General features: G+C 71.6%; 19 protein-coding genes. 9 read left to right on the forward strand and 10 right to left on the reverse strand.

Annotated elements, in window-relative coordinates; genetic code table 11:
* Nucleotides 1-255: 255 nt before the first annotated feature.
* Entirely contained in the window at nt 256-489 is a 234-nt protein-coding gene (locus tag ACSHXN_RS36890; protein WP_438305324.1) for a hypothetical protein, read from the reverse strand.
* 318 nt (nt 490-807) lie between these two features.
* Here ACSHXN_RS36890 and ACSHXN_RS36895 point away from each other — a divergent pair, with 318 nt between their 5' ends.
* Together ACSHXN_RS36895 and ACSHXN_RS36900 are read left to right on the forward strand one after the other, a co-directional pair.
* A complete protein-coding gene (locus ACSHXN_RS36895; RefSeq protein WP_438305326.1) occupies nt 808-3,144 on the forward strand; it encodes a molybdopterin cofactor-binding domain-containing protein in 2,337 nt (778 codons plus the stop codon).
* Between the two features lie 8 nt (nt 3,145-3,152).
* Nucleotides 3,153-3,629 (forward strand): (2Fe-2S)-binding protein, encoded by a 477-nt coding sequence (locus ACSHXN_RS36900; RefSeq protein ID WP_355801567.1) that lies wholly within the window; start codon nt 3,153-3,155, stop codon nt 3,627-3,629.
* 56 nt (nt 3,630-3,685) lie between these two features.
* Here the strand turns inward: ACSHXN_RS36900 and ACSHXN_RS36905 are convergent, their stop codons facing one another.
* Together ACSHXN_RS36905 and ACSHXN_RS36910 are read right to left on the reverse strand one after the other, a co-directional pair.
* Nucleotides 3,686-4,222, reverse strand: a complete 537-nt coding sequence (locus tag ACSHXN_RS36905; protein WP_438305328.1) for a DoxX family protein — start codon at nt 4,220-4,222, stop codon at nt 3,686-3,688.
* 40 nt (nt 4,223-4,262) lie between these two features.
* Nucleotides 4,263-5,711 carry an amidohydrolase family protein gene (locus ACSHXN_RS36910; RefSeq protein ID WP_356114714.1) on the reverse strand — a complete coding sequence of 483 codons (1,449 nt, stop codon included), beginning with the start codon at nt 5,709-5,711 and terminating at the stop codon, nt 4,263-4,265.
* A gap of 257 nt (nt 5,712-5,968) precedes the next feature.
* Here ACSHXN_RS36910 and ACSHXN_RS36915 point away from each other — a divergent pair, with 257 nt between their 5' ends.
* From ACSHXN_RS36915 to ACSHXN_RS36930, 4 genes are all read left to right on the forward strand, one after another.
* Nucleotides 5,969-6,790: an IclR family transcriptional regulator domain-containing protein gene (locus ACSHXN_RS36915; RefSeq protein WP_356114713.1), complete on the forward strand. Its 822-nt coding sequence runs from the start codon at nt 5,969-5,971 to the stop codon at nt 6,788-6,790.
* Nucleotides 6,791-6,867: 77 nt separating this feature from the next.
* Nucleotides 6,868-8,058: a CaiB/BaiF CoA transferase family protein gene (locus ACSHXN_RS36920; protein WP_355141119.1), complete on the forward strand. Its 1,191-nt coding sequence runs from the start codon at nt 6,868-6,870 to the stop codon at nt 8,056-8,058.
* Complete coding sequence (locus tag ACSHXN_RS36925) at nt 8,051-8,893, forward strand: citryl-CoA lyase (protein WP_355141121.1); 843 nt, start codon at nt 8,051-8,053, stop codon at nt 8,891-8,893. The genes ACSHXN_RS36920 and ACSHXN_RS36925 overlap by 8 nt, the downstream gene beginning before the upstream one ends.
* Nucleotides 8,894-8,967: 74 nt before the next feature.
* The gene (locus ACSHXN_RS36930) at nt 8,968-9,825 is read left to right on the forward strand and encodes a dioxygenase (protein WP_355141123.1); all 858 of its coding nucleotides are present in this window, start codon (nt 8,968-8,970) and stop codon (nt 9,823-9,825) included.
* Nucleotides 9,826-9,943: 118 nt separating this feature from the next.
* Here ACSHXN_RS36930 and ACSHXN_RS36935 read toward each other — a convergent pair whose 3' ends face one another.
* A complete protein-coding gene (locus ACSHXN_RS36935) occupies nt 9,944-11,221 on the reverse strand; it encodes a cytochrome P450 family protein (RefSeq protein WP_355141125.1) in 1,278 nt (425 codons plus the stop codon).
* Nucleotides 11,222-11,498: 277 nt separating this feature from the next.
* Here ACSHXN_RS36935 and ACSHXN_RS36940 point away from each other — a divergent pair, with 277 nt between their 5' ends.
* A complete protein-coding gene (locus ACSHXN_RS36940) occupies nt 11,499-13,118 on the forward strand; it encodes an FAD-dependent oxidoreductase (protein ID WP_355141127.1) in 1,620 nt (539 codons plus the stop codon).
* Nucleotides 13,119-13,176: 58 nt separating this feature from the next.
* The gene (locus ACSHXN_RS36945; RefSeq protein ID WP_355141129.1) at nt 13,177-14,217 is read left to right on the forward strand and encodes an amidohydrolase family protein; all 1,041 of its coding nucleotides are present in this window, start codon (nt 13,177-13,179) and stop codon (nt 14,215-14,217) included.
* Between the two features lie 68 nt (nt 14,218-14,285).
* On the opposite strand, the gene ACSHXN_RS36950 is transcribed toward ACSHXN_RS36945, so the two are convergent.
* The 6 genes from ACSHXN_RS36950 to ACSHXN_RS36975 all read right to left on the reverse strand — a co-directional run bounded on the left by ACSHXN_RS36950 (nt 14,286) and on the right by ACSHXN_RS36975 (nt 19,693).
* A complete protein-coding gene (locus ACSHXN_RS36950; protein ID WP_438305333.1) occupies nt 14,286-15,491 on the reverse strand; it encodes a cysteine desulfurase-like protein in 1,206 nt (401 codons plus the stop codon).
* 213 nt (nt 15,492-15,704) lie between these two features.
* On the reverse strand, nt 15,705-16,301 hold the full coding sequence (locus tag ACSHXN_RS36955; protein WP_355141133.1) for a TetR/AcrR family transcriptional regulator: 597 nt from the start codon (nt 16,299-16,301) through the stop codon (nt 15,705-15,707).
* Nucleotides 16,298-16,630, reverse strand: a complete 333-nt coding sequence (locus ACSHXN_RS36960) for a non-heme iron oxygenase ferredoxin subunit (RefSeq protein WP_356114710.1) — start codon at nt 16,628-16,630, stop codon at nt 16,298-16,300. Before ACSHXN_RS36960 ends, ACSHXN_RS36955 begins: the two co-directional genes overlap by 4 nt.
* A 246-nt stretch (nt 16,631-16,876) precedes the next feature.
* The gene (locus tag ACSHXN_RS36965) at nt 16,877-17,872 is read right to left on the reverse strand and encodes a lysylphosphatidylglycerol synthase transmembrane domain-containing protein (protein ID WP_355141137.1); all 996 of its coding nucleotides are present in this window, start codon (nt 17,870-17,872) and stop codon (nt 16,877-16,879) included.
* 154 nt (nt 17,873-18,026) lie between these two features.
* Nucleotides 18,027-19,211: a PP2C family protein-serine/threonine phosphatase gene (locus ACSHXN_RS36970; protein WP_355141139.1), complete on the reverse strand. Its 1,185-nt coding sequence runs from the start codon at nt 19,209-19,211 to the stop codon at nt 18,027-18,029.
* Between the two features lie 41 nt (nt 19,212-19,252).
* A complete protein-coding gene (locus ACSHXN_RS36975) occupies nt 19,253-19,693 on the reverse strand; it encodes a hypothetical protein (RefSeq protein ID WP_355141141.1) in 441 nt (146 codons plus the stop codon).
* A 181-nt stretch (nt 19,694-19,874) separates the two neighbouring features.
* On the opposite strand from ACSHXN_RS36975, the gene ACSHXN_RS36980 reads away from it, so the two are divergent.
* Nucleotides 19,875-24,500: an HAD-IC family P-type ATPase gene (locus ACSHXN_RS36980; protein ID WP_438305336.1), complete on the forward strand. Its 4,626-nt coding sequence runs from the start codon at nt 19,875-19,877 to the stop codon at nt 24,498-24,500.
* Nucleotides 24,501-24,554 lie beyond the last annotated feature (54 nt).

Below are 24,554 nucleotides of genomic sequence, written 5' to 3' on the forward strand. Positions count from 1 at the left end.
CGACCGCTGCCGTCCACGGCAGTCTGGTCCTCGCCGGATCTTCTGCCGGTCGGGGTTTCCGGGGCATCGGCCGGGCCGGCCGGTTCCTGCTCGGTGCACCGGATGATGCCGGGGTTCCGGACGGGATCTCGAACCGGGCGACGCCGCAAGGCCACCGGTGGTCCGACACGTCGAGTGTGGTGGCGGTTTCGCGGCTGGGGATCCGGGTGTCCGGGCAAGTGAGCCGTGCCGGTCATGGGCCTCGAGCAGGTCCGCTCACCGTTCGGCGCCGATGGACGCACCGCGGCGCGAACATGCGGTCGGCTTGAGGATCCGGCCGCAGCCGGCCACGGTGAGGGCCGTGTGCCGGGTCGCATCCATCGAGGACCCCGCCGCGCCCGCTTCCACGTCGGCCATGGCCGCGGCGAGGGCGACGGCGGGATCGGCGGCCGCCCGTCCGGGCTGCTGATGCGGATCGGTCGGGACGACCGACAGCCCGTCCTCGCTCACTGCTCCGCTGTACTCGGCTCGGCCGGCCGCCCCAGGCGGACCGTCTGGCCCGACGGTACTGAACGCCCGCGTCCCCCCTGCGAGGCGGACCGCACCGGGAGGACGGGACCCAGTCCGCACCGGGCCCTTCGGTTTCCCTGTGATGTGACGTGAGGCTTACGTGGAGATGCGCCACCGGGATCTTCCGGAGTGCACGTCGGCCGTGCACAGTCAAGAGCCGCCGTGAACGGATCGGTTGCTCCCGTGCCGACGGGCGCCTCCGTGCCTGCCTCGCGACCTGTCCGGGCACACTCCACTTCGTGGTCGGGAGTACAGCCGATGGAATCTCACCGCCGCCCGCAGCAGCACGGGGCCGACGCCGAGCCGGGCGGCATCGGACGCCGAAGGTTCCTGGGGTACGTGGTGGCCGCCTCGACCCTGACCGTGGCGGCCCAACTGGGTGAGGGCATGCTGGCTCCCGAGGAGGCGACCGCGGCGGTGCCCTCACCGCCGGGGCCGGCCGAGATATACGACCTCAACGACATGCTCACCCATGCCACCCTGCCCACAGCGAACCTGATCACGATCCGGATCGACGCCGACGGCACGGCATCCTTCGCGCTGCCGCGGGCCGAGGTCGGACAGGGCATCACCACCTCCAGCGCCATGCTCATCGCGGAGGAACTGGACCTCCCCGTGGACAGGATCAGGGTGTCGCTCGCCGACGCCCGGCCGGAACTGCTGTTCAACCAGCTCACCGGCGGGTCGAACACCACCGTCTCCACCTTCACACCGATCCGTGTCGCGGCCGCCGTTGCCCGCGGGCGGCTGCTGAAGGCGGCGGCCCTCGAACTGGGCGAGGCGATCGACACCCTGACCGCGAAGGCCGGGGTCATCACCTCCGCACTGACCGGAAGAAGCCTCGGCTACGGCGAACTGGCCGCCAAAGCAGCATCCATGACGAGCACCCAGGTTTCGGTGACCCTCAAGGAACCGCCGGACTTCGAGGTCATCGGGACCCCGCAGCGACGCCTCGACGCACTCGAGGCGATCACCGGACGCAAGCGGTTCGCGATGGACCTCCAGGTGCCGGGCGCGCTGCCCACGATGGTGTGCCGCCCGCCGACCGTCAACGGCACGGTCCGCTCGGTGGCGAATCTCGCGGAGGTACGGGCACTGCCGGGCATCACGGACGTCGTTGCGGTCTCCACCGGTGTCGCCGTGCGCGGCCGCACCTTCGGGCAGTGCATCGACGCGGTCCGCGCCCTCGAGGTCGACTGGGGGCCGGGTACCGCGGAGGGCAAGTCCGACGACACCGTGCGCGACGAGCTGCGCAGGGCCGAACTCCCACTGCCCGCCATCGATCTGCTCACCAGGTCCGTCGACGCCCGCTTCACCTTCCACTTCGCCAGCAACAGCGCGCTGGAGACCAACTGCGCGGTGGCCGACGTCCGGAAGGACTCCGCCGAGATCTGGGCCAGTCTGAAGTCGCCGATCACCGCACAGGAGCAGATCGCGCTGGAACTCGGTCTTCCGGTCACCGCGGTCAAGGTCCATGTCACCGAGGGCGGAGGGTCCTTCGGGCGGAAGCTCTTCCACGACGCCGCCGCCGAGGCCGCCGAGATCTCCAGGGCCATGGGCAAACCGGTGAAGCTGATGTGGCACCGCACCGACGACTTCCGGCAGGGCCGTACCCACCCCATGTCCACCTCGCGGGTCCGGGCCACCTACGCACTCGGCCAGGTGCTCACCTACGACCAGCGCCACACGTCCGTGTCCACCGACTTCGGTCATGGCGTGGGCGAGATCATCACCGCCGAGGCCGCCAGGCTGCCCGTCGGCGGCCTCGCCTTCTCGGAGACGATCTTCACCCTCACCCAGCAGACCCCCTACAACTTCGGTGTCGTCACCCAATTGCTCAGCGAGACCGACCAGGGGTTCAACACCGGTTCCATGCGCAACATCTACTCGCCCAACGTGCGCTGCGCGCAGGAACTTGTGGTGGACGAGCTGGCGAAACGGCTGGGAAAGGACCCCTACGCCGTACGCCGCGCCTTCCTCAAGGACTCCCGGGCGCGGGCCGTTCTGGACAAGGCCGCCGACGTGGGAGGCTGGGGTCGCAGCATGCCCGCCGGCACGGCACAGGGCATCGCGATCCACCCCGAATACCACGCGTACGTAGCCGTCCTCGCCGAGATCGACTGCCGGCCGCAGACCACCGGCCGGAAGATCCGCGACGCCTACGCCGGACCCCGTGTCACCAGGGTCGTCTGCGCGGTCGACGTGGGCCTCGCCGTCAACCCGCGGGGCCTGGAGGCCCAGATGATGGGCGGCATCATGGACGGCATCGCCCTCACCCTCAGTTCCGGCCTGCACCTGGACAACGGGTATTTCCTGGAGGGCAGTTGGGACAACTACTTCTACACCCGGCAGTGGAACACGCCGCCCGAGCTGGAGATCGTCGTCATGCCGCCGACGACCGGGCACCCAGGTGGAGCGGGTGAGCTCGCCGTCGCGGGCGCGATGGCCGCCGTGGCCTGCGCCTACGGCCGCGCCACCGGCGCGATGCCGACGACCTTCCCGATCAACCACGGCGAACCGCTCGGCTTCGAGCCGCTGCCGACCACGCCGCCCGTCCCCGCGTCGCCCACCGACGGTCTGAGCCGCGCCTTCTAGGAGTCCACGTGCCCCAACACACCTTCATCCTGAACGGAAAAGCCGTCACCGTGGACATCGAGGGCGACGTGCGGCTGCTGTGGGTGCTCCGGGACGTCCTGGGCGTCACCGGACCGAAGTACGGCTGCGGGCTCGGCGTGTGCCAGGCCTGTACGAGCCACATCAACGGCAAGGCGTTCAACCCCTGTTCGGTCCCGGTCAAGGACATCGGGCCCGATGACGAGATCACCACCATCGAGGGCCTGCCCGCCACCGTCGGCAGAGAGTTGCACCCGATGCAGGAGGCCTGGCTCGAGCACGACGTCGCCCAGTGCGGCTACTGCCAGCCCGGCCAGATCATGGCCGCCGTCGCGAAGGTGCGTCAGGCCCGCGAGGAGGGCCGCGAGATCGGCGAGGCCGAACTCGACGAGATCCGCAACATCTGCCGCTGCGGGACGTATCACCGCATCCGGGAGGCGATCGTGGCCGGGGCCGCGAAGTACTGACGCAAGGAGCGGCGGCCCCCGCCCCCGGAGGGGAGGGACGGGGGCCGCGCAGGCGGTCAGACCGCTGCCGGGTCCTCGCCCCGCGGTGCGGTCGTCCTCCTCTCGCGCAGGACCCGCGAACGGGAGGCGAGAGGGACCGCGGAGGAGAGCAGTCCGAGTGCCGTTGCGGCGGTGCCCCAGGCGTAGTCGGGAGACCACCGCAGCCCCAGGGCGGCGTCGAGCGACCAGGGGCCCGGGCCGGTGAACGCGAGCACCGCCGCCGCCGCGCCGTACCAGAACGGGACCTCGCAGCCGCCGCGTTGGGCCCAGAAGCCGTTGACCGACGTCGCGACGGCGGCCACCGTCATCGTGCCGACGACAAGCGCGCAGCCGCCGGGTGTCAGCAGGCCCGCCGCGAGCGAGGCCGCACCCAGGAGCTCGGCCAGTCCGGCCACCAGCACCATCCGTGCACCGGGCACGAAGCCCCACTGCTCGAAGATCGCGCCGGTGGCGGCACGTCCCGAACCGCCGAACCAGCCACGCAGCTTCTGCGTCGCATGTCCGAACAGCAGGGCGGCGAGCAACAGCCGCAGCAGTAGCAGTCCGACGCTCATCGCGGTGACCTCCCGTGTCCCGATCCGGCCGGTGCGCGACTCAGCGGTGGTGTGTGGTGGAGCTGCGGTAGTCGGTGTAGGTGTACGGGTTGTCGAGGACCTTCGTCTCGGGGATGTCGGGGTTCATGCCCTTGTGCCACTCCTCCTCGCCGATCGTCGACCGCAGGTGCTCCACGGTCTGCTCGACCTCGTGCCGCACCGCGCCGAGGTCGACGCCGAGCAGGCGGTGTTCGTGCTTGACCACCTTTCCGTTCACGACCACGGTGTGGACGTCACCGCGCTGCGCCTGGAACGCCACGTGGCCATAGGGGTTGAGCAGAGGGAACGAGACCGGAGAGTGGTCGTTCTTCAGCAGGACGACGTCGGCCTTCCTGCCCACCTCGAGACTGCCGAGGTCCTTCTCGCGGCCCAGGGCCCTGGCGCCGCCGAGGGTGGCCCATTCCACCACCTGGTCCGCGCGCAGGGCCGCGTGGGTGACGGTCTCGTTCCTGCCGTGCGCATCCAGGTGCTGGCGGGCCCGGTCGGCACCCAGGGTGGTGCGCATGGCGGAGAACAGATCGCCGCTCCACCACACACTGGTGTCCATCGACAGCGAGACGGGGATGCCGTGGGACCGTATCGCCCAGGTGGTCGGGTAGCCCTGCCCGGCGCTCTGCTCGCTCTCCGTGGACACCGACACCGAGCCGCCCGTCGCCGCGATGCGGTGGTAGGAGTCGGCGGACAGCGTCGAGGCGTGCACATAGACCGTCTCGGGTGTCATGAATCCGTGCTCGTACATCAGCCGGATGCCGTCGTCGTTGGTGGCGCCCCAGACCCCGGCATGGGTGGTGACGGCCAGGCCCAGCTCGCGCGCCGCCTCGAAGGCCGGCTTCTCGGGGAACTCCGGATCGCCCGTCACATCGAAGGCGAGCTGGAAGCCGAGCATGTCGTCGTCCGAGATGCGCCGGCGCACGAAGTCCCGGAACCCCGGCGCCCGGGTCCATTCCGCAGGAGCCTGCTGGATGTTGCCGTAGGCGAGGACGAACCGTCCGGGGACCGACTGGAGCGCGTCGACCGCCGCGTCGGCGTGATCGGGTGTCTGGAGCCCGTGCGACCAGTCCACGACGGTGGTCACGCCGGCGTCGAGCGCCTCCACGGCGGCCAGCCGGTTCCCGGCGTAGACGTCCTGGGGCCGGAAGACCCTGCCGTGTTCGAGGTAGTACCAGACGAAGTACTGGGTGAGCGTCCAGTCGGCGCCGTAGCCGCGCATCGCCGTCTGCCACATGTGCCGGTGCGTGTCGATCATCCCCGGCATGACGATGCCGCCGTCCGCGTCGATCTCGACCGTCCCGTCCGGTACGGCGAGCCGCGGGCCGACCGCGGCGATGCGGTCGCCTGCCAGAAGCACGTCGGTGCCGGTGAGCACCGAACGGCCCCGGTCCATGGGAAGCACCGTGCCGTTGCGGAAGACGACGGCCCGTCCCGGCAGGAATTCGAGGGGTTGGCTCATCACTGTCTCCCTTTCGGACGAACGTCCGTATGACGGTCAACTGTTGTCGAGGATCGTGGGTCCGCATCAGGCCGATGTCAATACCGGACGCAGGCGAATCCTCGGTGGTCAGAACACGTGCCCAGTGTCCGATGGACGGACGGCGCGGATGCCTGGATGGACTCCTGTGTGTGCCGGAGCGCGTGTCGCTGCATAAAGTGCCTGTGTCAGGCTGTCCGCGAGGCGGACGGCCGTTGTCATCGGCAGGAGGAGTTCCCATGCCCCGTGAAGGAACCGGGCCCGACTTCATCGAAGCGCTGGCCCGAGGGCTTGAGGTGATCACCGCCTTCGAGCCCCGCCGGCCGGTGATGTCGCTGACCGACATGGCCCAGGCGACGGGGCTGGCCAGGCCCACCGCACGCCGGATCCTGCTGACCCTGGCCGAGTTGGGCTACGCACGACAGCAGGACGGCGGGTTCGCGCTGACCCCTCGGGTGCTCGACCTGGGGATGGCCTACGTGCGCTCGATGGGTCTGTGGGACGTGGCGAGGCCGCATCTGGAGCGGCTGGTCGAGCGCACGAACGAGTCGTGCTCGATCGCCCAGCTCGACGGCTCGGACATCGTCTACGTCGCCCGGGCCTCCGTACCCAAGATCGTCACGCTGGCCGTGCAGATCGGCACCAGGTTCCCGGCGCTGCAGACCTCGTTGGGCAAGGTGCTGCTGGCCGCGCTGCCGCCCGCGGACGTCACCCGGGTCCTGGCCGAGCCGACCCGGTCGGGCCTGGTCCCCGTGTGGCGGCCGGAGCGGGCGGAGTGGGAGGCCGAACTGCGCGAGGTGCGCGCCCGCGGCTGGGCGATGACCGACGAGCAGTTGGCGAGGGGCATCCGGTCGGTGGCCGCGCCGCTGCGCGACGGGTCGGGCCGTGTCGTCGCGAGCGTCAACGTCAACTCGCACGCGGCCGAGACGTCGGTGGAGACACTGCTCCACGACCACCTGCCGGTTCTTCTGCAGGCCGCGGGCGAGATCAGCGTGGACTTCGCCCGGCTCGACTCCGCGCCGCACCTGACCCGGCCGGCAGGTGTGGCGGTGAAACCTTGACGCCTTGACCGTCGGAGCCTCAGAATCGCAGCCACGGACAGGCGTCCGCTGGGCGGACAGAGAGGCAAGGTCGGTCGATGTCAGAGAGCTCGACGCCCACTCGTCCGGCCGGCGCGGGTCCGCTTTCCGGGGTGCTGGTGGCGGACTTCTCGCGCATCCTGGCCGGTCCGTACGCCACGATGCTGCTCGCCGATCTCGGCGCCGACGTCGTCAAGGTCGAGGGACCGCACGGCGATGACACCCGGTCCTGGACGCCCCCGGTCCGGGGCGAGGTCTCGACCTACTACCTCGGCATCAACCGCGGCAAGCGCTCCGTGGCGCTGGACCTGCGGCAGGAGTCCGACGTCGTGATCGCGCGCGAACTCGCCCGCCGCGCCGACGTGCTGATCGAGAACTTCAAACCCGGCGGGCTCGCCAAGTACGGTCTGGACTTCGACACGGTGCGTCGCGACAACCCCGGCGTGATCTACACCTCGATCACGGGCTTCGGCTCCGGTGCCGGCCGTCATGTGCCCGGATACGACCTGATGGTGCAGGCCATCTCGGGCCTGATGAGCCTCACGGGCGACCCGGACGGGCCGCCCTACCGGGCCGGGATCTCCGTGTTCGACGTCATGGCGGGCAACCACGCCACGATCGGCATCCTGGCGGCGCTGCGCCATCGGGATGCCACCGGTGAGGGCCAGTTGATCGAGGTGAACCTGCTCTCCTCGGCCCTGACCGGTCTGGTCAACCACAGTTCCGCGTATGTCGCGGGCGGAACCGTGCCCTACCGGATGGGCAACGCCCACCCCAGCGTGTTCCCCTACGAACCGCTGCCCACGGCCGACAACGACCTCATCGTGACAGCGGCCAACGACGGGCAGTTCCGCAAGCTGTGCGAGGTGCTGGGCATTTCGGAGATCGCCGACGACCCGCGCTTCGCCCGCAACGCCGACCGCACCGCCAACCGGGAGGAGTTGCGGCCCCTTCTGGTGGAGCAGTTGAGGAAGCGCGGAGCAGAGGAATGGTTCGACCTGCTGGTCGAGGCGGGCGTCCCGAGCGGGCCGATCAACACCATCGACGGCGGCTTCGCCATGGCCGACCGGTTCGGTCTCGAACCGGTCGTCAGCGTGGGGGAGGGGGAGCGCGCCGTACCCACCACCCGGCACCCGATCCGCTTCTCCGCGACACCCGCCACCTATCGGCTGCCACCGCCGCAACTGGACGAGCACGGTGCAGAACTGCGCACGTGGCTGTCCGAACCCGAGGAGCAGGGCCGTGTCTGAGCCGACGACGGGCGCCGCGTACCCCACCGCGCTGGGCGCGTCCGACCTGAAGAACATCACACTCCTCGGCCATGACCTCGCCGAGGACATCATGGGCTCGGTGGGCTTCGGTGAGCTGGCGTTCTGGCTGGCCGTGCAGCGGCGCCCCAGCGCCGGCGAGACACGCGTCTTCGAGGCCGTGCTCGCCGCCCTGGCCGACCACGGGTTCACCCCCACCGCCATCGTCACCCGGCTGACCTACCTGTCCGCGCCGGACTCCGTCCAGGGCGCACTCGCCGCCGGTCTGCTCGGAGGCGGCTCGCGCTTCCTCGGAGTCACCGAGGACACCGGCAGGTTCCTGCACGAGGTGCTGGAGTCGCAGGACGGGACACTGCCGACCGACGAGGCGGGCTGGGACGCGGTGGCCCTGCACACGCTGCGGGAGCGGCGTGCCTCCGGCACGTTCGTCCCCGGACTCGGCCACCATGTGCACAAGGAGGGCGACCCCCGCACGCCGCGGCTGATGCGGATCGCGACGGAGGAAGGCCTGTTCGGTCCGCACCTGTCGCTGTTCGCCGCCATCGGCCGGGTCCATCCGACCGTGCTGGGCAAGACGCTCCCCCTGAACGGAGCCGGAGTCTGCGGCGCCGCCCTCGCCGACCTCGGCCTTCCGTTGCCCCTGCTGCGCGGCTTCGCCCTGTTGGCCCGGACAGCCGGATTGATCGGCCAACTCGCCGAGGAACTCCGTCACCCGGTCGCGCAGGACGTCTTCCTGTCCGTGGACCTCAACAACACCCCCGTCCCCCCGGATCCCTACCTCCCGCAACCGTTCGACGACGGCCGGCGCGACGGCTGACCGCGCCGCCGACGGGCCGTCGGGCCGTGGACCGTCGTCACCGCATACGCACCGCCGACCAAGGAGCCGCAATCGTGTACGTCGACGAGGACAACATCACCGACCTCGCCGCCCGGCGCTGGGCGACCGCCCACTCGCCCCGGCAGGCGGAGCTCATGACCGCCCTGATCCGCCATCTGCACGCCTTCGCCCGTGAGGTGCAGCTGACCGAGGACGAGTGGATGGCCGCGATCCAGTGGCTGACCGCCGCCGGCCGGATCAGCGACGACAAGCGCCAGGAGCTGATCCTCACCTCCGACGTCCTCGGACTGAGCATGCTCGTCGTGCAGCTGAACAACCGGTTCTCGGCGCAGGCCACGCCCGCCACCGTGCTCGGCCCGTTCCACATCGACGGGTCGCCCGCCGCCCCGTACGGCTTCGACATGTCGGACGGCATCCCCGGAACACCCCTGTTCGTCACCGGCAGGGTCGTCGACGTCGACGGCAAGCCCGTCGCCGCGGCCGTCCTCGACGCGTGGCAGGCCGACGCCGACGGCGCCTACGAGGCCCAGATCCCCGACATCGACGAAGCCCGGCTGCGGGCCAAGTACCAGGCCCGGGAGGACGGCACCTACTGCATCCGCACCATCGCGCCCCGGGGGTACGCCATCCCCATGGACGGACCGGTCGGCGACCTGATCAGTACGACGGACATCAGCTACTTCCGGCCCGCGCACGTCCACTTCCTCATCGACGAGCCCGGATACCGCAAGCTCATCACCCACCTGTTCCAGGAGGGCAGCGAGTACCTGGACAGCGATGTGGTCTTCGGTACGAAGGACGCGCTCATCGTGCGGTTCACCGAGAAGCCGGCGGGCACCGCTCCCGACGGCAGCCACATCGAACAGCCGTATCTGCACGCCGAGTACGACTTCGTCCTCCAGCCCGGCTGACGGCGACGGGCGGCACCAACGCGAGCACGGCCCGCCGAAGGTGCCAGGAGGATGGGACGACAGGAAGCCGCCGCCCGACGGGCGACGGCTTCCACCCCCCTCGACCGAACGGCCGGGGTCAGACTCCGCGTGCCTGCGCGGGTTCGAGGATCACCGGAAGCTTCTCCAGCCCCCGGAACGCCGGGAAGGGCACCTTGAGCCACGCCGCCTCCGCAGCGGGATCGGCCGGCTCGATGTTCGGGAACCGCTCGAAGAGCGTGGTCAACGCGATCCGCATCTCCATACGGGCCAGCGGCGCACCGAGGCAGTAGTGCGCTCCGCTGCCGAAGCCGAGATGGGCGCTCTGCAGGCCCTTCCGCCTGATGTCGAAGGTGTCCGGCGACTCGAACTTCTCCGGGTCACGGTTGGCGGAGGCCACGGCGACCTGCACGAGGGAACCCTTGGGGATGACCGTGTCCCTGATGGTGATGTCCTCGAGCGCGTGACGGAACGTCGCGTTCTCCACCGAGCCCTCGTAGCGGATGATCTCCTCGATCGCGTTCGGCAGGAGCTCGGGGTCCGCCATGACGTCCCTCAGCTGGTCGCGGTGGCGCAACAGGTTGTACACGGCGTTGCCGATGAGGTACGCGGTGGTCTTGTGGCCGGCGAAGAGCAGCACCCAGAGGGTCGAGAGCAACTCGCCGTCGTTCATGGCGCCCTGCTCGTCCTGCGTCCGGATCAGATCGCTGAGCAGGTCGTCGGTGGCATTCTGCCGCTTACGCGCGATGAGCTCGACGAAATAGTCCCGCAAGGCACCCTCGGCCACCGCGAGTTTCTCTTTGTCCGCCTTGCTGAAACCGGTACGCGCCACCGTCGCACACCGCTTCTGTGCGTCCTCACGCTCCTCCTCGGGAATACCGATGAGTTCGCAGATGACGATGAGCGGCAGCGGAAATGCGAAGGACGACAGCAGATCGATCGGCGCGGACCCGGAACACCGCTCCAGCAGTTCGTCGGTGACCTGCTGAATTCGGGGACGCAGTGACTCGATACGACGCGGGGTGAACGCGCTGTTCACGATGCGGCGCAGCCGGGTGTGCTTGGGCGGGTCCGAGAAGAGCATGTTGTCGTCGAGCGCGACGGACGAGTCACCGAAAATGGTGTGGTACGCGTCCATGGCCGCGTACATGTCCTTGCTGATGCGCGGATCCGTCAGCGCGGCCTTCGCGTCGTCGTAGCGCGTGATCAGATAGGTCTCCACGCCGTGCGGAGGGGACAGCCGGCACACCGGCGCGGTCTCGCGCAGGCACCCGTACACCGGGTAGGGGTCGGCGCGGTACGAGGCCTCACCACGGGATGCCGCCGCAGCCGCTCTCTCGGTCGCCTCTGTCACGTCCCGTTCGTCGAGCTGAGTCATTCCCACGGCCTTTCTGAATGTTCCCGCTCGCCCACGGGACAGCGGACATATGACGTTCGACCCAGCATTCCCCGGTGGGATCCGGACCGTAAACGCCATTCGCCCGATCGCACGACCCCCACCTGCGGGTACGCGCCCGGCACCTTCGGCGGGGCATTTGTGCCGCTGTGCGGGTGATCACTGAATATCGCTCGGCAGCGCATGGCAAAGAACTAGAAGCAGGCCGGTGACAACGGCCGTCTCAACCGCAGACGCTGACTCCGGAGGAGAACACGCGATGAACGATCGCGGCAACGACTATGTCCCAGTCCTGGTCGTGGGAGGCTCACTCGTGGGCCTGTCCGCATCCGTTTTCCTCGGCAGACTCGGGGTTCAGCACCGCGTCGTCGAGCGTCATACGGCCACCTCGGCGCATCCCCGGGGCCGGGGCAACAACATGCGCACGATGGAACTGTTCCGCACCGCGGGCCTCGAGCCCGCGATCCGGCAGGCCGCAGCGACGCTGTCGAGGAACCACGGCATCCTCCAGGTGGACACCCTGCACAGCGGCAACCGCCGCTGGCTGTCCGCGCGGCTGACCGGGAGGCCGCCGGAGGACGGGGTGTGCTCGACCGTCCGGTGCGCGTGCAGCCAGAACGACCTGGAGCCGGTGCTGCTCCAGGGCGCCCGCAGCCTCGGCGGAGACGTGCGCTTCAGCACCGAACTGCTGTCCTTCACCCAGGACGACGACGGGGTGACCGCCGTCCTGCAGGCCCGGGACTCCGGCGAGACCCACACCGTGCGTGCCGACTACCTTCTCGCCGCCGACGGTCCCCGCAGCCCCGTGCGCCAGCGACTCGGCATCGAGCACTCCGGTTCGGGAGACCTGTTCCACAACGTCAGCGTCACCTTCCGCAGCAAGCTCCTGCGCGAGGTGGCGGGCGACGACCACTTCGTCGTGTGCTATGTCACCGAGCCCTCGGGCGACGGCGTGCTGCTGCCCGTGGACAACGAGGAGCAGTGGGTCTTCCACGTCCCGTGGTTCCCCGAGCGCGGGCAGACGCTCGAGCACTTCACCGACAACCGCATCACCGAGCACATCCGGGCGGCGGTCGGAGTGCGTGATCTGGACGTCGAGATCACCGGAAAGGCCCCGTGGCACGCGGCGGACCGGGTGGCGAACAGCTACCGGGCCGGGCGGGTGTTCCTCATGGGCGACTCGGTCCACGAGATGCCTCCGACCGGCGCGTTCGGTTCCAACACCGGTATCCAGGACGCGCACAACCTCGCCTGGAAGATCGCGGCGGTGCTGCGCGGCTGGGCGGACCCCAAGCTGCTGGACAGCTACGAGGCCGAGCGCCGCCCCGTGGCGCAGGCCACGAGCGCACGCGCGACGCTGCAGGCGGCCCGTGAACAGCACCCCGGGTACACCGCCAGGACGGCGACGAGCGACTCGACGGATCTGATGACGGTGGCGCTCGGCTACCGCTACGCCTCCGCGGCGGTCGTGGGCGCGAAGGCGGAGGAGCCCATCATCCCGGACGAACTGTCGCTGTGCGCGGACCCCGGGACACGTGCACCCCATCTGTGGGTCACCCGCCAGGGTGTCACTCTGTCCACCGTCGACCTGTACGAGCGCTCCTTCGTTCTGCTCGGCGGGAGCGTGGACTGGCGCACAGCCGGCGAGAACGTGGCCGCGAAGCTGAACGTGCCGCTCGAGTCCTGCACGATCGGCGCGGGCGCGGAGTTCGACCTGGACACCGGGGACGGCCCGGACTGGGCGCCGGTGCACGGGACGACCCCTGCGGGCGCGGTCCTCGTGCGGCCCGACGGCTTCGTGGCCTGGCGGTCCGAGGGAGAGCCGCGGGACAAGGAAAAGGAACTGGCCGAGGTGCTCCTTCAGATCCTGGGGCGTTGACCGGACAACGCCCGGAACCCCGATTCCTCAGGTGCGACCACAGAAATGGGGCCTGTCCATGACTTCACTGCAGACGGCGGACGGCGCGGCTCAGGCGGCCGGCGCCGGGCACGGTGGGTCGGCGGAGGGTGATGCGCGCCGCGCACGGGTGGACGTCCACCACCACTACACCGCGCCGGAGTGGATCGACTGGGCGGATAAGCAGGACATCGTCGATCGCAAGCACCTCCCGCCCTGGACGCAGTGGGACGTCGACCGGGCCCTGACGTTGATGGACGGGGCGGGAATCCGGACCAGTGTGTTCACCGTCGCGATGCTCGGGCGCCTCCAGGACCCGAAGTTGCGCAAGGAGAGCGCTCGTATCGCCCTGCAGGCGGCCGGAGACCTGGCCGACAGCCACTCCGGCCGCTTCGCCTTCTACACCCCCGTCTTCCTCGACAGCCCCGAACTCTCGACGTGGTCGCTCGGCTACGGGATGGACGACAGAGGGGCCGTCGGGGTCAGCGTGCGGACCAGTATGAAGGGCCTGTACCTCGGGCATCCGTCCCAGGACCGGATCATGGCGGAGCTGAACGAGCGCTCCGCCGTGGTCAGTACGCACCCCATGGACGTCCCCGGCGGGGACGGGGACCTACCGGGCGTCCCGCCCTACCTGTGCGACTTCCTGATGGACACGACGCGTGCCGGGATCAGTCTCATCATGAACGGGACCCTGGACCGCTTCCCGAACATCACCTTCATCCTGCCGCACGGGGGCGGCTTCCTCCCGTACATCGCGAGCCGTCTCGAGGTGTTCGGAGACCATCTGACACCGAAGGTGGACGCCGCCCGGGTGCGCGACCATCTGCATCGCTTCTACTACGACACGGCAGGTCCCATGTCGCCGTCGGCGACGCCGAGCCTCTTGTCCGTCGTGGGTTCCTCGCGGATCCTCTACGGCAGTGACTGGCCTCCCACCCCGGCCCACCTGGTGACGGGCGTCACCGCACCCGCGCTCGACAACGACCCCGCCCTCGACGAGGAACAGCGTCGCTGCATCAACCGCGACAACGCCCAGCGCCTGCTGCCCGCACTCGCCGGGGGCCGGCAGCACGTCTGACGCCGCACGCCCGGCGTCCGCGGATCGCATCGCGTGGTCGCGGACGCCGGGCGGCAGTTCGTCGGCGCTCAGGACCGCAGGAAGTCGGCGAGGCCCTCCAGCAGCCGGTCGACGTCGTTGGAGTCGTTGTACGGCGCGAGGCCGACCCGGAGCCCGCCGGTGTCCCCGAGGCCCAGCCGGCGGGATGCCTCGAGAGCGTAGAAGGACCCGGAGGGCGCGCTGACACCGCGTTCGGCCAGAAATCGGTAGGCGTCCACCGTGCTGCGTCCCTCGAAGGTCATCAGCAGGGTCGGCGTGCGGTCGGCCGCCCGTGAGTGCACCGTGACCTGCTCGAGCTGGGACAGGCCCTTGTCGAGCTGCGTCCTCAACGTCGCCTCGTGTGCCTCGAGTTGGTCGAAGGACGACGTCAGGCGTGCGCGACGGGTGCCGGCGGCGTCGGGGTCGAGCCCGGCGAGGAAGTCCACCGCGGCACGGGTCCCGGCGAGCAACTCGTAGGGCAGTGTGCCGAGTTCGAAGCGCTCCGGCACGGTGTCGGTGGAGGGGAGCAGCTTGTCCGGGTGCAGGGTCTCCAGCAGCTCCGGGTCGGCGGCGAGGACGCCGAGGTGGGGACCGAGGAACTTGTACGGCGAGCAGACGAAGAAGTCGGCGCCGAGCGGTCCGAGGTCGACCAGCGAGTGTGCGGCGTGGTGCACGCCGTCGACGTGGAGCAGGGCCCCGGCCTCGTGCACCAGACGGGAGACTGCGGGGATCGGGGGACGGGTGCCGATCAGGTTGGAGGCCGCGGTGAGGGCGACCAGCCGGGTGCGCTCCGACAGGACGGCGCGGATGTCCTCGACGCTCAGTTCCCCGGACGTGAGGTCGAAGTCGGCCCAGCGGACGGTGGCTCCGGCCCGTTCGGCGGCCTGGACCCAGGGACGGATGTTGGAGTCGTGGTCGAGGCGGGTGACGACGACCTCGTCCCCCGGGGCCCACCCCTTGGCGAGGCTGCGCGAGAGGTCGTAGGTGAGCTGGGTGGCGCTGCGCCCGAAGACGATCCCGGACGGTTGCGCGCCGAGGAGATCCGCCATGGCGCGGCGGGACTCCGTGACGAGGGTCTCCGCGTTGCGCTCTCCGGCGGTCCCGTGGCCCCGGTTCGACAGGGGCCGGGCGAGTGCGTCGGTGATGGCCTGGATGACGGGCTGTGGAGTCTGGGTGCCCCCGGGACCGTCGAAGTGGGCGGTGCCGGCGGCCAGGGCGGGGAACTGCGCGCGGATGCCGGTGATGTCGTAGCGCACGGAGGGCTCCTGTCCAGGGCTGGAAGAGACATGACTGTGTCGGCGGCGTCCGTCGCGGAGCCGTTGCACACGTGGCATGACGTTAGCCCAGGAGGCCGGTGGCAGAGGGTGCCGGTGATCGGGCGCCGCTACCGCCGGGCGGGTGCGCCGGGAAACGACCCCGGATGCGGGCGGCCGGGTGGCAACGGGCAGGCGCACGGACCTTCGTGCCCGTCATCCCGTGCCTGTCATCCGCTCCACGAGATCCAGCCAGGTGGCCCGGATACGGGCGGCGGGAATTCCGTCGTCCCGCAGCAGACGGTCCCACAGATCGATGTCGGCGAAGGCGAGCAGGGCGAAGGCGAGCATCTCGGGGTCCCCGCCGCCGCCCGCCCCCCGCAGCAGCGCCGTGACATGTCCGTGGAAGGCGTGGTGGATCCGGGAGGCGCCCCGGCGCTCGCAGTCCACGTGGCGTACCAGCGCCATGCCCCGGTCCGTGGTGCATGTGGCGCGGTCGAGCAGGGCGCAGCCGAAGGCCGCCAGCCGGTCGGCCGCGGACACTCCCGGTCCCAGCGGGGGAGGGCCCGAGGTGTAGGCATCCTGGAACGCCTCCTCGGCCTCGTCCAGGAGGGCGAGCAGCAGTCCGTCCCGATCGCCGAACCGCCGGAACAGCGTGCCCTTTCCGACACCGGCCGCCTCCGCGACCGCCTGCATGGTCACCTGCCCGGCGCCGCGTTCGGCCACCAGCCGTGCGGCCGCCTCCAGCAGCCGGGCCCGATTGCGTGCCGCATCGGCCCGCTCGGCCGCCGGACCCTGTGACGGGAGGGTCATCGTCCGCTCTCCGGGACCAGTCGCACGTACACCGCGGCGTCCTCGATCCGTACCGGGTACACCGGGACGGGAATCCGCGCGGGCGGGTCGAGGGACTTGCCGGTCCGCAGATCGAAGCGCGAGGCGTGCAGCCAGCATTCGATCGTGCAGCCGTCGACCTCGCCCTCGGAGAGCGCCACCGCACTGTGCGAGCACACGTCGTGGATCGCGAAGACCTCCTCCTCGGCCCGGACGAGGGCGAGGGGAACGCCGTCCGGCTCGAACCGCCGGGGGACGCCGTCCTCCAACTCGTCGAACGGGCAGACGTATGTGTAACCGCTGTTGGGCATAGCTCACCTCGACCGGGCGATGGCAGTTGAGTCGCGCCACCCCGTTCACAGGGGTGCATCGAGCGGAATCCCGGCCCGGAGCGGCACATGTGATCGTTGGGCTGGGTCGACCCTAGTGACCTGGTCAGGGTCCGGCCTCCGACCCGGGTCGGAGGCCGGTCTCGGTAGTTCGGCCTACGTCCGGTGGCGGCCGGCCGATGCGATGTGCGGGCGGCCGGACGTATCCGGTGTCCGCCGGTGTCCGCCTCACAGCACCTTGCGCTGGACGAGGGCCGCGAGGACGAGCGCGCCCGGCAGCAGGGGCAGCCAGACCGTCAGGACGCGATAGCCGATGACGGTGGTCGTGGCCAGGCCCATCGGTGTGCCGTAGGCGACCAGAGCGAACACCGTCGCCGCGTCCACGGGCCCGATTCCGCCCGGTGCGGGCACGGCCCCGACCGCGGTGCTGGCGGCGAGGAAGGCGAAGACCACCTGCGCCCAGGACAGCGTCATCCCGAGCGACGTCCCGAGTGCGGCGATCACGGTCGCCTGGAACACCGGTGCCGCGGCCGACCCGCCCCAGAGGGCCAGGACCCGGCTGGGCATGGTGTGCAGCAGCCGCGCGTCGGTCAGGGCGGTCTGCACGAGGCACAGCACCGGGCGGCGCAACCGCCGTACGACCGTCAGGAGCACGGCTGCGACGACGAGCACGATCGCCGTGATCCCCACGGCGAGCAGCACCATCCCTTTGTCCGGGACGAGTTCACCGAGCCGGAGCATCTCCGGGAAGGCCACGAGGAAGACCAGCAGGACCAGTGTCTTCGCGATCGGCTTGACCAGCGAGTACAGGGCGAGCGAGGCGGTGCCCCGGGCAAGGGGTATGCCGCGGCCCTGGAGGAAGCGCAGGGTGACGGCATGGGCGCCGATGCTCGCCGGCAGTACGTGGTTGGCGGCGCCCGCGGCGAACTGCGAGGCGAGCAGCAGCCCCGGCGGAAGCCGTTCGGGCACGGCGCCCTGGCGGACCACCGCGGCGGTCACCCAGCCCAGACAGGTGAAGGCCACCGCGACCAGCAGCCACCAGGGGTCGGCGGAGGCCAGCCGGGCGGCGCCGTCGCGCACGGCACGCCAGTCGGTCGCGGCCCATGCGCCGATCAGCAGGAGCGGGAGCAGACTCAGGGCCCGGCGGGCGAGGCGGCCGACCGAGGGCGAGCGGAGGTGGGCAGGGAGCGGTCCGGGGACTTCTTCGAGCGGCAGCAGGGACACGGCGCACGTCGTCCTTCCGCGTCGCACCGGCGTGATGCGCGGCGGACGGATACAAGGCGAGGCATGGGGACGGCGGAAACCTTCCCCGCGGGCGTGACCGCACGGTGTCCATCAGTCGACGCAGCGTGGGCAGCCGGGCGACGTCGAGCAGCGGCTATGGCAGGTTCCGGTGGGTCACGGCGGGGCGCCGGAGGGACGGGCCCGCCGCGGGCGGGGCCGCGTGGCGGCCGGTGACGGTCTTGCGCTGCACCACGACGAGCGCGGCGTCGTCGCCGAACGTGCCGCCGCAGAAGTCGAGGATGTCGCGGCGGACATGGTCGACGAGCCCGGCCGGAGTGTCCGTGTCCGGCCAGGCGGCGACGCGCTCGGCGAGAGGGTAGAAGCCGTCGGAGCCGTCGCGGGCCTCGGAGACGCCGTCGGTGTAGAGCACGAGCATGTCCCCGGGCCGGAAGGCGAAGGTCTCGACGTCGCCGCGCGGTGCCTGGGGGAGACACATGCCGACCGGGATCGAGTACCGCCGGGGGGCCAGCACGGTGACCTGCGTGTCCCGCAGCCGCAGCGGCGGCGGGTGCCCACAGTTGAGGATGTGCACCTCGGGCGCGTCGTCCGGGATGTCGATCAGCACCGCGGTGATGAAGGACTCCTCCGCGTCCGTGCCCTCCTTGACGGGCTGGGACATGCTCCAGCACGCCGTCGCCTCGAGTTCGCTCCGCAGGTCGGTGAGCGTCGGCTCGCGATGTGCCGCCGTCCGGAACGCGCCCAGTACGAGAGCCGCGTCCTCGATGGCGGGCAGACCCTTGCCACGGACGTCGCCGATGAGCAGGCGGGTGCCGCGCCGGGTGGCCACGGCCGCGTACAGATCTCCGCCGATGCGGGCCTGGTCCGTGGCCGCCGCGTAGGCGCTGGCGATGCGCAGGGTGCCCATCCGTTCCGGCAGCGGCTGCAGTACGACCTGCTGGGCGGCCTCGGCCACCGACCGTACCTGCCTCAGTTCCGCAGTGTGCCGTTCCCGCAGCCGGCAGAAGATCACGGTGAATGCGCTGATCACGACCAGGGCGATGAGCTGGCTCTCGTGGTTCGAGGTGAAGACGCTGGTGCGTACCGCGGAGAGCACCACGAGAGCCGCGATCGAGAGGGCGCCGACGGCGGCGGTGAGCCTGGAACCGCCGAACGAGGCGGTGAGCGCCGGTGCGACCACCAGCAGCGGCCCGAGGTGAATGTTCTGTGGGGCAAGGATGTCAGCGACCGTGATCGCCACGATCAGGGCGAGAGGCATCACCACGAGGCCTCGGTTCGACGTCCAGGCCCAGCCGCCACCGTCGTGAGGCTGCGATCGCATACTTCATGGATACACCCGGTCGCGGCCACGTGGCATGTGGCTCACTCGGGGTCGGAGGGCGGAGCGAGCGGTCCGTGGTGCCGCAGGAGGGCGTAGCCGACGCCGATGCCGACCGCCAGCGGCCACTCGAGGGCACCGACCACCGCGAGCGCGCCGAGGCCGGCGTACAGCGGCAGGCCTCCCTTGGCGGGGAGAACGCGGCGCACGGCGGTGACGGGAAGGGCCGCGACCTGCCGCACGGCCCGGGTGGCCGTCTCGCCGAGCGGCGGCACGGTGAGGGTGAGGCCGCGCCCCCCGTGTGAAGCGCCGGGGCTGGTCTTCGGCGACGTCGACCTCGGCCGTGCGGCGGGCCGCTGCGGCGTCTTCGCCCTGGGGGCGGGGCGCGAGGTGCTCTTGCTCCGCGTGGCCGGACTCTTGCTGCGTGTTGCCGGGCTCTTGCCGTTTGCGGACGGGCGCTTCTGGACGGTCTTCGGCGTGGTCACGGTTCACATCCGTTCGTGGGTGCGGGACTTCGCCCCCCGACGAGGCACAAGCTACCTGCGGGGCAGGGAGCCTGCGAGCCAGGAATCCATTCGGCTCAGCTCGCCGGGCGGCGGCGCGGGGGGCGGGTCAGGATGAGCGGAATTGGACGAGGAACCGGCCCGTCCGGGGAGGTGACACACGATGTCGCTGCTGTCCGGAGTGCGTCTGCCGCTGCCGCTGCCGCTGCCGCTGCCGTCCGTGCCGCCGCTGCCCTGGGGACTGGCCGGCGGCCTGGCCGCCGGCGTGCGCGGAGCCGCGGACGTGACCGCGATGCTGCTCGGGATCGAACGGCGGGACGTGTGGTCCCGTCCGGGGCGCTGCCACATCGAGGCGCGCGGGGTACGAGGGCCCAGCGGGACCTGGGTCGGCCGCGTCGTGGAACACGCGCTGGAGCAGCATCCCGGCGTCGTTTGGGCGCGGGTGAACGCGCCGGCCGAGCGGGTCGTCGTCGAACTGGCCTCGCCGCCACCACCGCTGCGGGAACTCGTCGAGATCATCGACCACGCGGAGTCCCACGGGGCCGCCGCCATCGGGGGCTCGGGCCTGTTCGACGGGTGGTGCCCAGAGCCGCATCACCCGTCGGAGGCACCCGGCAGACGCCCTGCGCTCCCGGTTCTCGCGGCGGACGTGGCGGGTCTGCTCCTCACGGCGGCCACGCGACTGTCGCCGTGGACACCTCTGCCCGCCGAGGTGGGGGCGCTCGCCACGGCCGTGCAGCAGCATCCCTGGCTGCGCCGTGTGGTGCTGCCGGGCCTGAGCGCGCAGGACAGCCGGGCATCGGTCGTTCCGATGCTCAATGCCTTCGTCCAGGGTGTGGCCACGCGCGGCGGCGGGCTGGTGCTCGATGTCGCGCAGCGGGTGGCGCAGTGGCGCGAGGCGAACGCGGCACTCGACGCATGGGTGGAGGCGGAGCCCCGACTCGTGCGGGGACCGCGGGACGCGCAGGCCGAGCCGATCGTGGTGGAACGGCCGGCGGTGCACGAGGACGTGACCGCGCGCTACGCCGAACGGGCCATGGGGGCCGCCGCGGCCGTCGGTGCCCTGGCCCTGCCGTACGCGGGCCCCCGGCGGGCGCTCGCGGTGGCGTTGTCGGGCCTGCCGAAGGCACCGGAGGCCGGGCGTGAGGGCTTCGCCACCACCCTTGGCCGGTATCTCGCGCTGCGCGGCGTCGTGGCCATGGACCGCAGCGCGCTGCGCCGCCTCGGGCAGGTGGACACCGTGCTCCTCGACGTGGACGTGCTGCGGGGCGGCCGGCACGAACTCACCGAGTTGGAACTGCTCGGCGGCGCCGAGCCGGCGGAGGTCTCCGACCGGCTCTTCAGCCTGTTCGATCCGGCCGCACCCGGTCGGATCCACCATGACGAAGACGGCTGGGCGCTCGGCCCGCTGGAGGACCTGGAGCTCACCGGCCGCACCGGGCGGCGGCACGCGGACCGGATACGCGGCCGGGGCGGCGAACTGGTGCTGGGCCTGGCCTGCCGGCGCCGCCTGACGGCCGTCGCTGGCGTGGCGATGCAGACACTCCCGGGTGCGCAGGCCCTGGCGGCGGCGGCCCGTCGTTCCGGGATCCGGGTGGTCCTCGCAGGCGACCGGCCCTACCCGGAGCTCGGCTTCGTCGACGCGATGGTGCCCGGGGGGAGCGATCTGGTGGCGTCGGTCCGCGCCCTGCAGGCGGACGGCGCGGTGGTGCTGCTGGTGTCCGGGAACCGCCGGGCCCTCGGGGCCTCCGACTGCGGCATCGGGGTCCACCGTGAGGGCGAGCCGCCCGCCTGGGGCGCACACCTGCTGGTCGGCACCGACCTCGACTCGGTCGCGCTGGTCCTGAGCGGTGTCGGTGCGGCCCGGCAGGTCGACCGGGACAGCGCGGTACTGGCCGCGAGCGGCAGCGGAATCGGCGCGGTGGCGGCGATGCGGGCGCCGGTCGGCGAGGCGTGCTCGCGTGGGCAGGCGGCGTGCAACACCGCCGGAGGCGTCGCCTTCGGCCTGGGCGTCTGGCGGGCCAGGCAGTTGTTCTCCCGCCCCGTCACCCCGTCCGTCGAGACCGTGCCCTGGCATCTGATGCCGCCCTCCCGGGTCCTCGACCGGCTGCACACGAGCGGCGAGGGGCTGTCCGACGCAGAGGCCGTGACACGGGCCAAGGGCGGTTCGGGTGCCGCCGCGGCGCCCGGGACCACACTGCTGTCGGCGTTCGTCGAGGAGCTGGCCAACCCGCTGACACCGGTGCTGGCCGGCGGTGCCGCGCTGGCCGCCGCCGTGGGCTCGCGGGCGGACGCCGCACTGGTCGCCTCGATCACCGCCACGTCGGCGCTGGTCGGCGGGTTCCAGCGGGTCCGGACCGAGCGCGCCCTCGCCGAGCTCACCGCCCGCTCGGCGGTCGGGGCGCGGGTACGGCGCGAGGGCCGCGAGCGGCTGGTCACCGCAGAGGACCTGGTACCCGGGGACGTCGTGCTGCTCAGGCCCGAGGACGTCGTGCCGGCCGACTGCCGGCTGCTGGAGGCCGACGGGCTCGAGGTCGACGAGTCGTCGCTGACCGGCGAGGCACTGCCCGTGGCCAAGGACCCGGCTCCCGTGGTGGCCGCGCATCTCACCGACCGCCGTTCGATGCTCTACGAGGGCACCACCGTCTCCGCGGGGGAGGCGCTCGCGGTGGTCGTGGCCACGGGCGCCGCCACCGAGGTCGGGCGCACCATGGCCACGGCGCGGGAGGCGGCACCGGTCACCGGGGTCGAGGCGCGGCTCTCGTCGCTGACCAAGGCCAGTCTCCCGGTGGCGACGGTCTCCGCGCTGGCGGTGGCCGGAGCCGGGATGCTGCACGGGCGCCCGCTGGCCCAGAGCCTGGCATCGGCGGTGAACCTGGCGGTCGCCTCCGTCCCCGAGGGGCTGCCGTTCCTCGTCAACGCCGCCCAGTTGGCCTCCGCACGCCGGCTGGCCGACCACGGCGCGCTGGTGCGCAATCCGCGCACGATCGAGGCGCTGGGCCGGGCCGATGTGCTGTGCTTCGACAAGACCGGCACGCTCACCGAGGGGAATCTGCAGCTCGCGGCCCTGAGCGACGGGGACCGTATGCTCCCCGTCGACCGGCTCGGCGCACCGCACAAGGCGATCCTGGCGGCCGCGCTACGGGCCACGCCCGCCGCCCGGCAGTCCGAGCCGATGGCCCATCAGACCGATCGGGCCGTGGCCGCGGGCGCCCGCCGGGCACGGGTGCCGGCCGGCCGCGGCGCGCCCCGATGGCGGCGCACCGACACCCTTCCGTTCGATCCCTCCCGCGCCTACCACGCCACGGCGGGACGCACCGCGGACGGCACCCTGCTCAGTGTGAAGGGGGCCCCGGAGACGGTGCTCGAGCGTTGCCGGCGCAGACGCCTGAACGGGGCCGAGACGGTGCTCGACCGATCCGGGCGCGGCGCGCTCACCGCGGCGACCGAGGAACTCGCCGGCGCGGGCCGTCGTGTCCTCGCGGTCGCCGAACGCACCATGCGACCCGGTGAGGAGCTCACCGACGACGCGGTACAGGACCTGGTCTTCCTCGGATTCGTGGTGCTGGCCGACCCGGTGCGCCCCGGCGCCGCCTCGGCCACCGCCCGGCTGCGCGCGGCCGGTGTGCACACGGTTCTGCTCACCGGGGACCACGCCGCCACCGCCGAGGCCATCGCGACCGCGGTCACCGGCGATCCGGACCAGACGGTGTGCACCGGGCCGGAGCTGGACGAGCTGGACGACGACGCGCTCGACGTCCTGCTGCCGAAGGTGGATGTGATCGCCCGGTGCACCCCGCGCCACAAGGTCCGCATCGTCCAGGCGTTCCAGCGTCTCGGACGGGTCGTGGCGATGACCGGTGACGGCGCGAACGACGCGCCCGCGATCCGTCTCGCCGACGTCGGCATCGCCCTGGGGCGGCGGGGCACGCCCGCGGCCACCGCCGCGGCCGATCTGGTCATCGGTGACGACCGCCTGGAGACGATCGTCACCGCGCTCACCGAGGGCAGGGCGATGTGGGCCTCGGTCAGGACGGCGCTGGCCATTCTGATCGGCGGCAACCTCGGCGAGGTCACCTTCGGAGTGCTCACATCCGCGATCTCGGGCAGCTCACCGCTGAGCGCCCGCCAGATCATGCTGGTCAACCTGCTGACCGATCTCGCCCCCGCGCTGTCCATCGCCGTCCGCACCCCGGCCGAGAACACGGGGGAGCGACTGCTGGAGGAAGGCCCCCAGCAGTCGCTCGGCACCGCGCTCACCCAGGAGATGCTCCAGCGCGGACTGACCACCGCCCTCGGCGCGGGTCTCGCCTGGACGGCGGCACGCTTCACGGGAACACAGCGCCGTGCCGCCACGGTGGCGCTGGCCGCGGTGGTCGGCACGCAGCTCGCGCAGACCCTCATCAGCGGCGGTACGGACCGGCAGGTGCTGGCCGCCACCATCGGCTCCGCCGCCGTCCTGGTCGGGATCATCCAGACCCCGGGCATCAGCCAGTTCTTCGGGTCCACCCCGCTGGGCCCGGTCGGCTGGGGCATCGCCCTGACGGCCATCACCGGCGCCGTGCTGCTGCATTCGGCGGTGAAGCCGCTCTCGTGCCGCCTGGCCGGAATCGGCCTGCTGAACGGGGAGTCCGCGGAGACCGCCGCCGTGGACGCGGCGCCGCCGCAGTCGGCCGCGACCGCCCTCGCCATGGTGCCGCTGACCTGGCTGGGCGGGGCGCTGTCCCGCCTGGGTGTGTCGGTACCGGGTCTCGGACCGTGGGCCGACCCGGCCGCAGACGTGCCGTAGACCGGCTCGGGCCTCGACCGGCCACCGGGCGTCCGGGAGCGGTCGTGCCGGACA

It is taken from the genome of Streptomyces sp. HUAS TT11 (assembly GCF_051553595.1).
Taxonomy (GTDB): Bacteria; Actinomycetota; Actinomycetes; order Streptomycetales; family Streptomycetaceae; genus Streptomyces.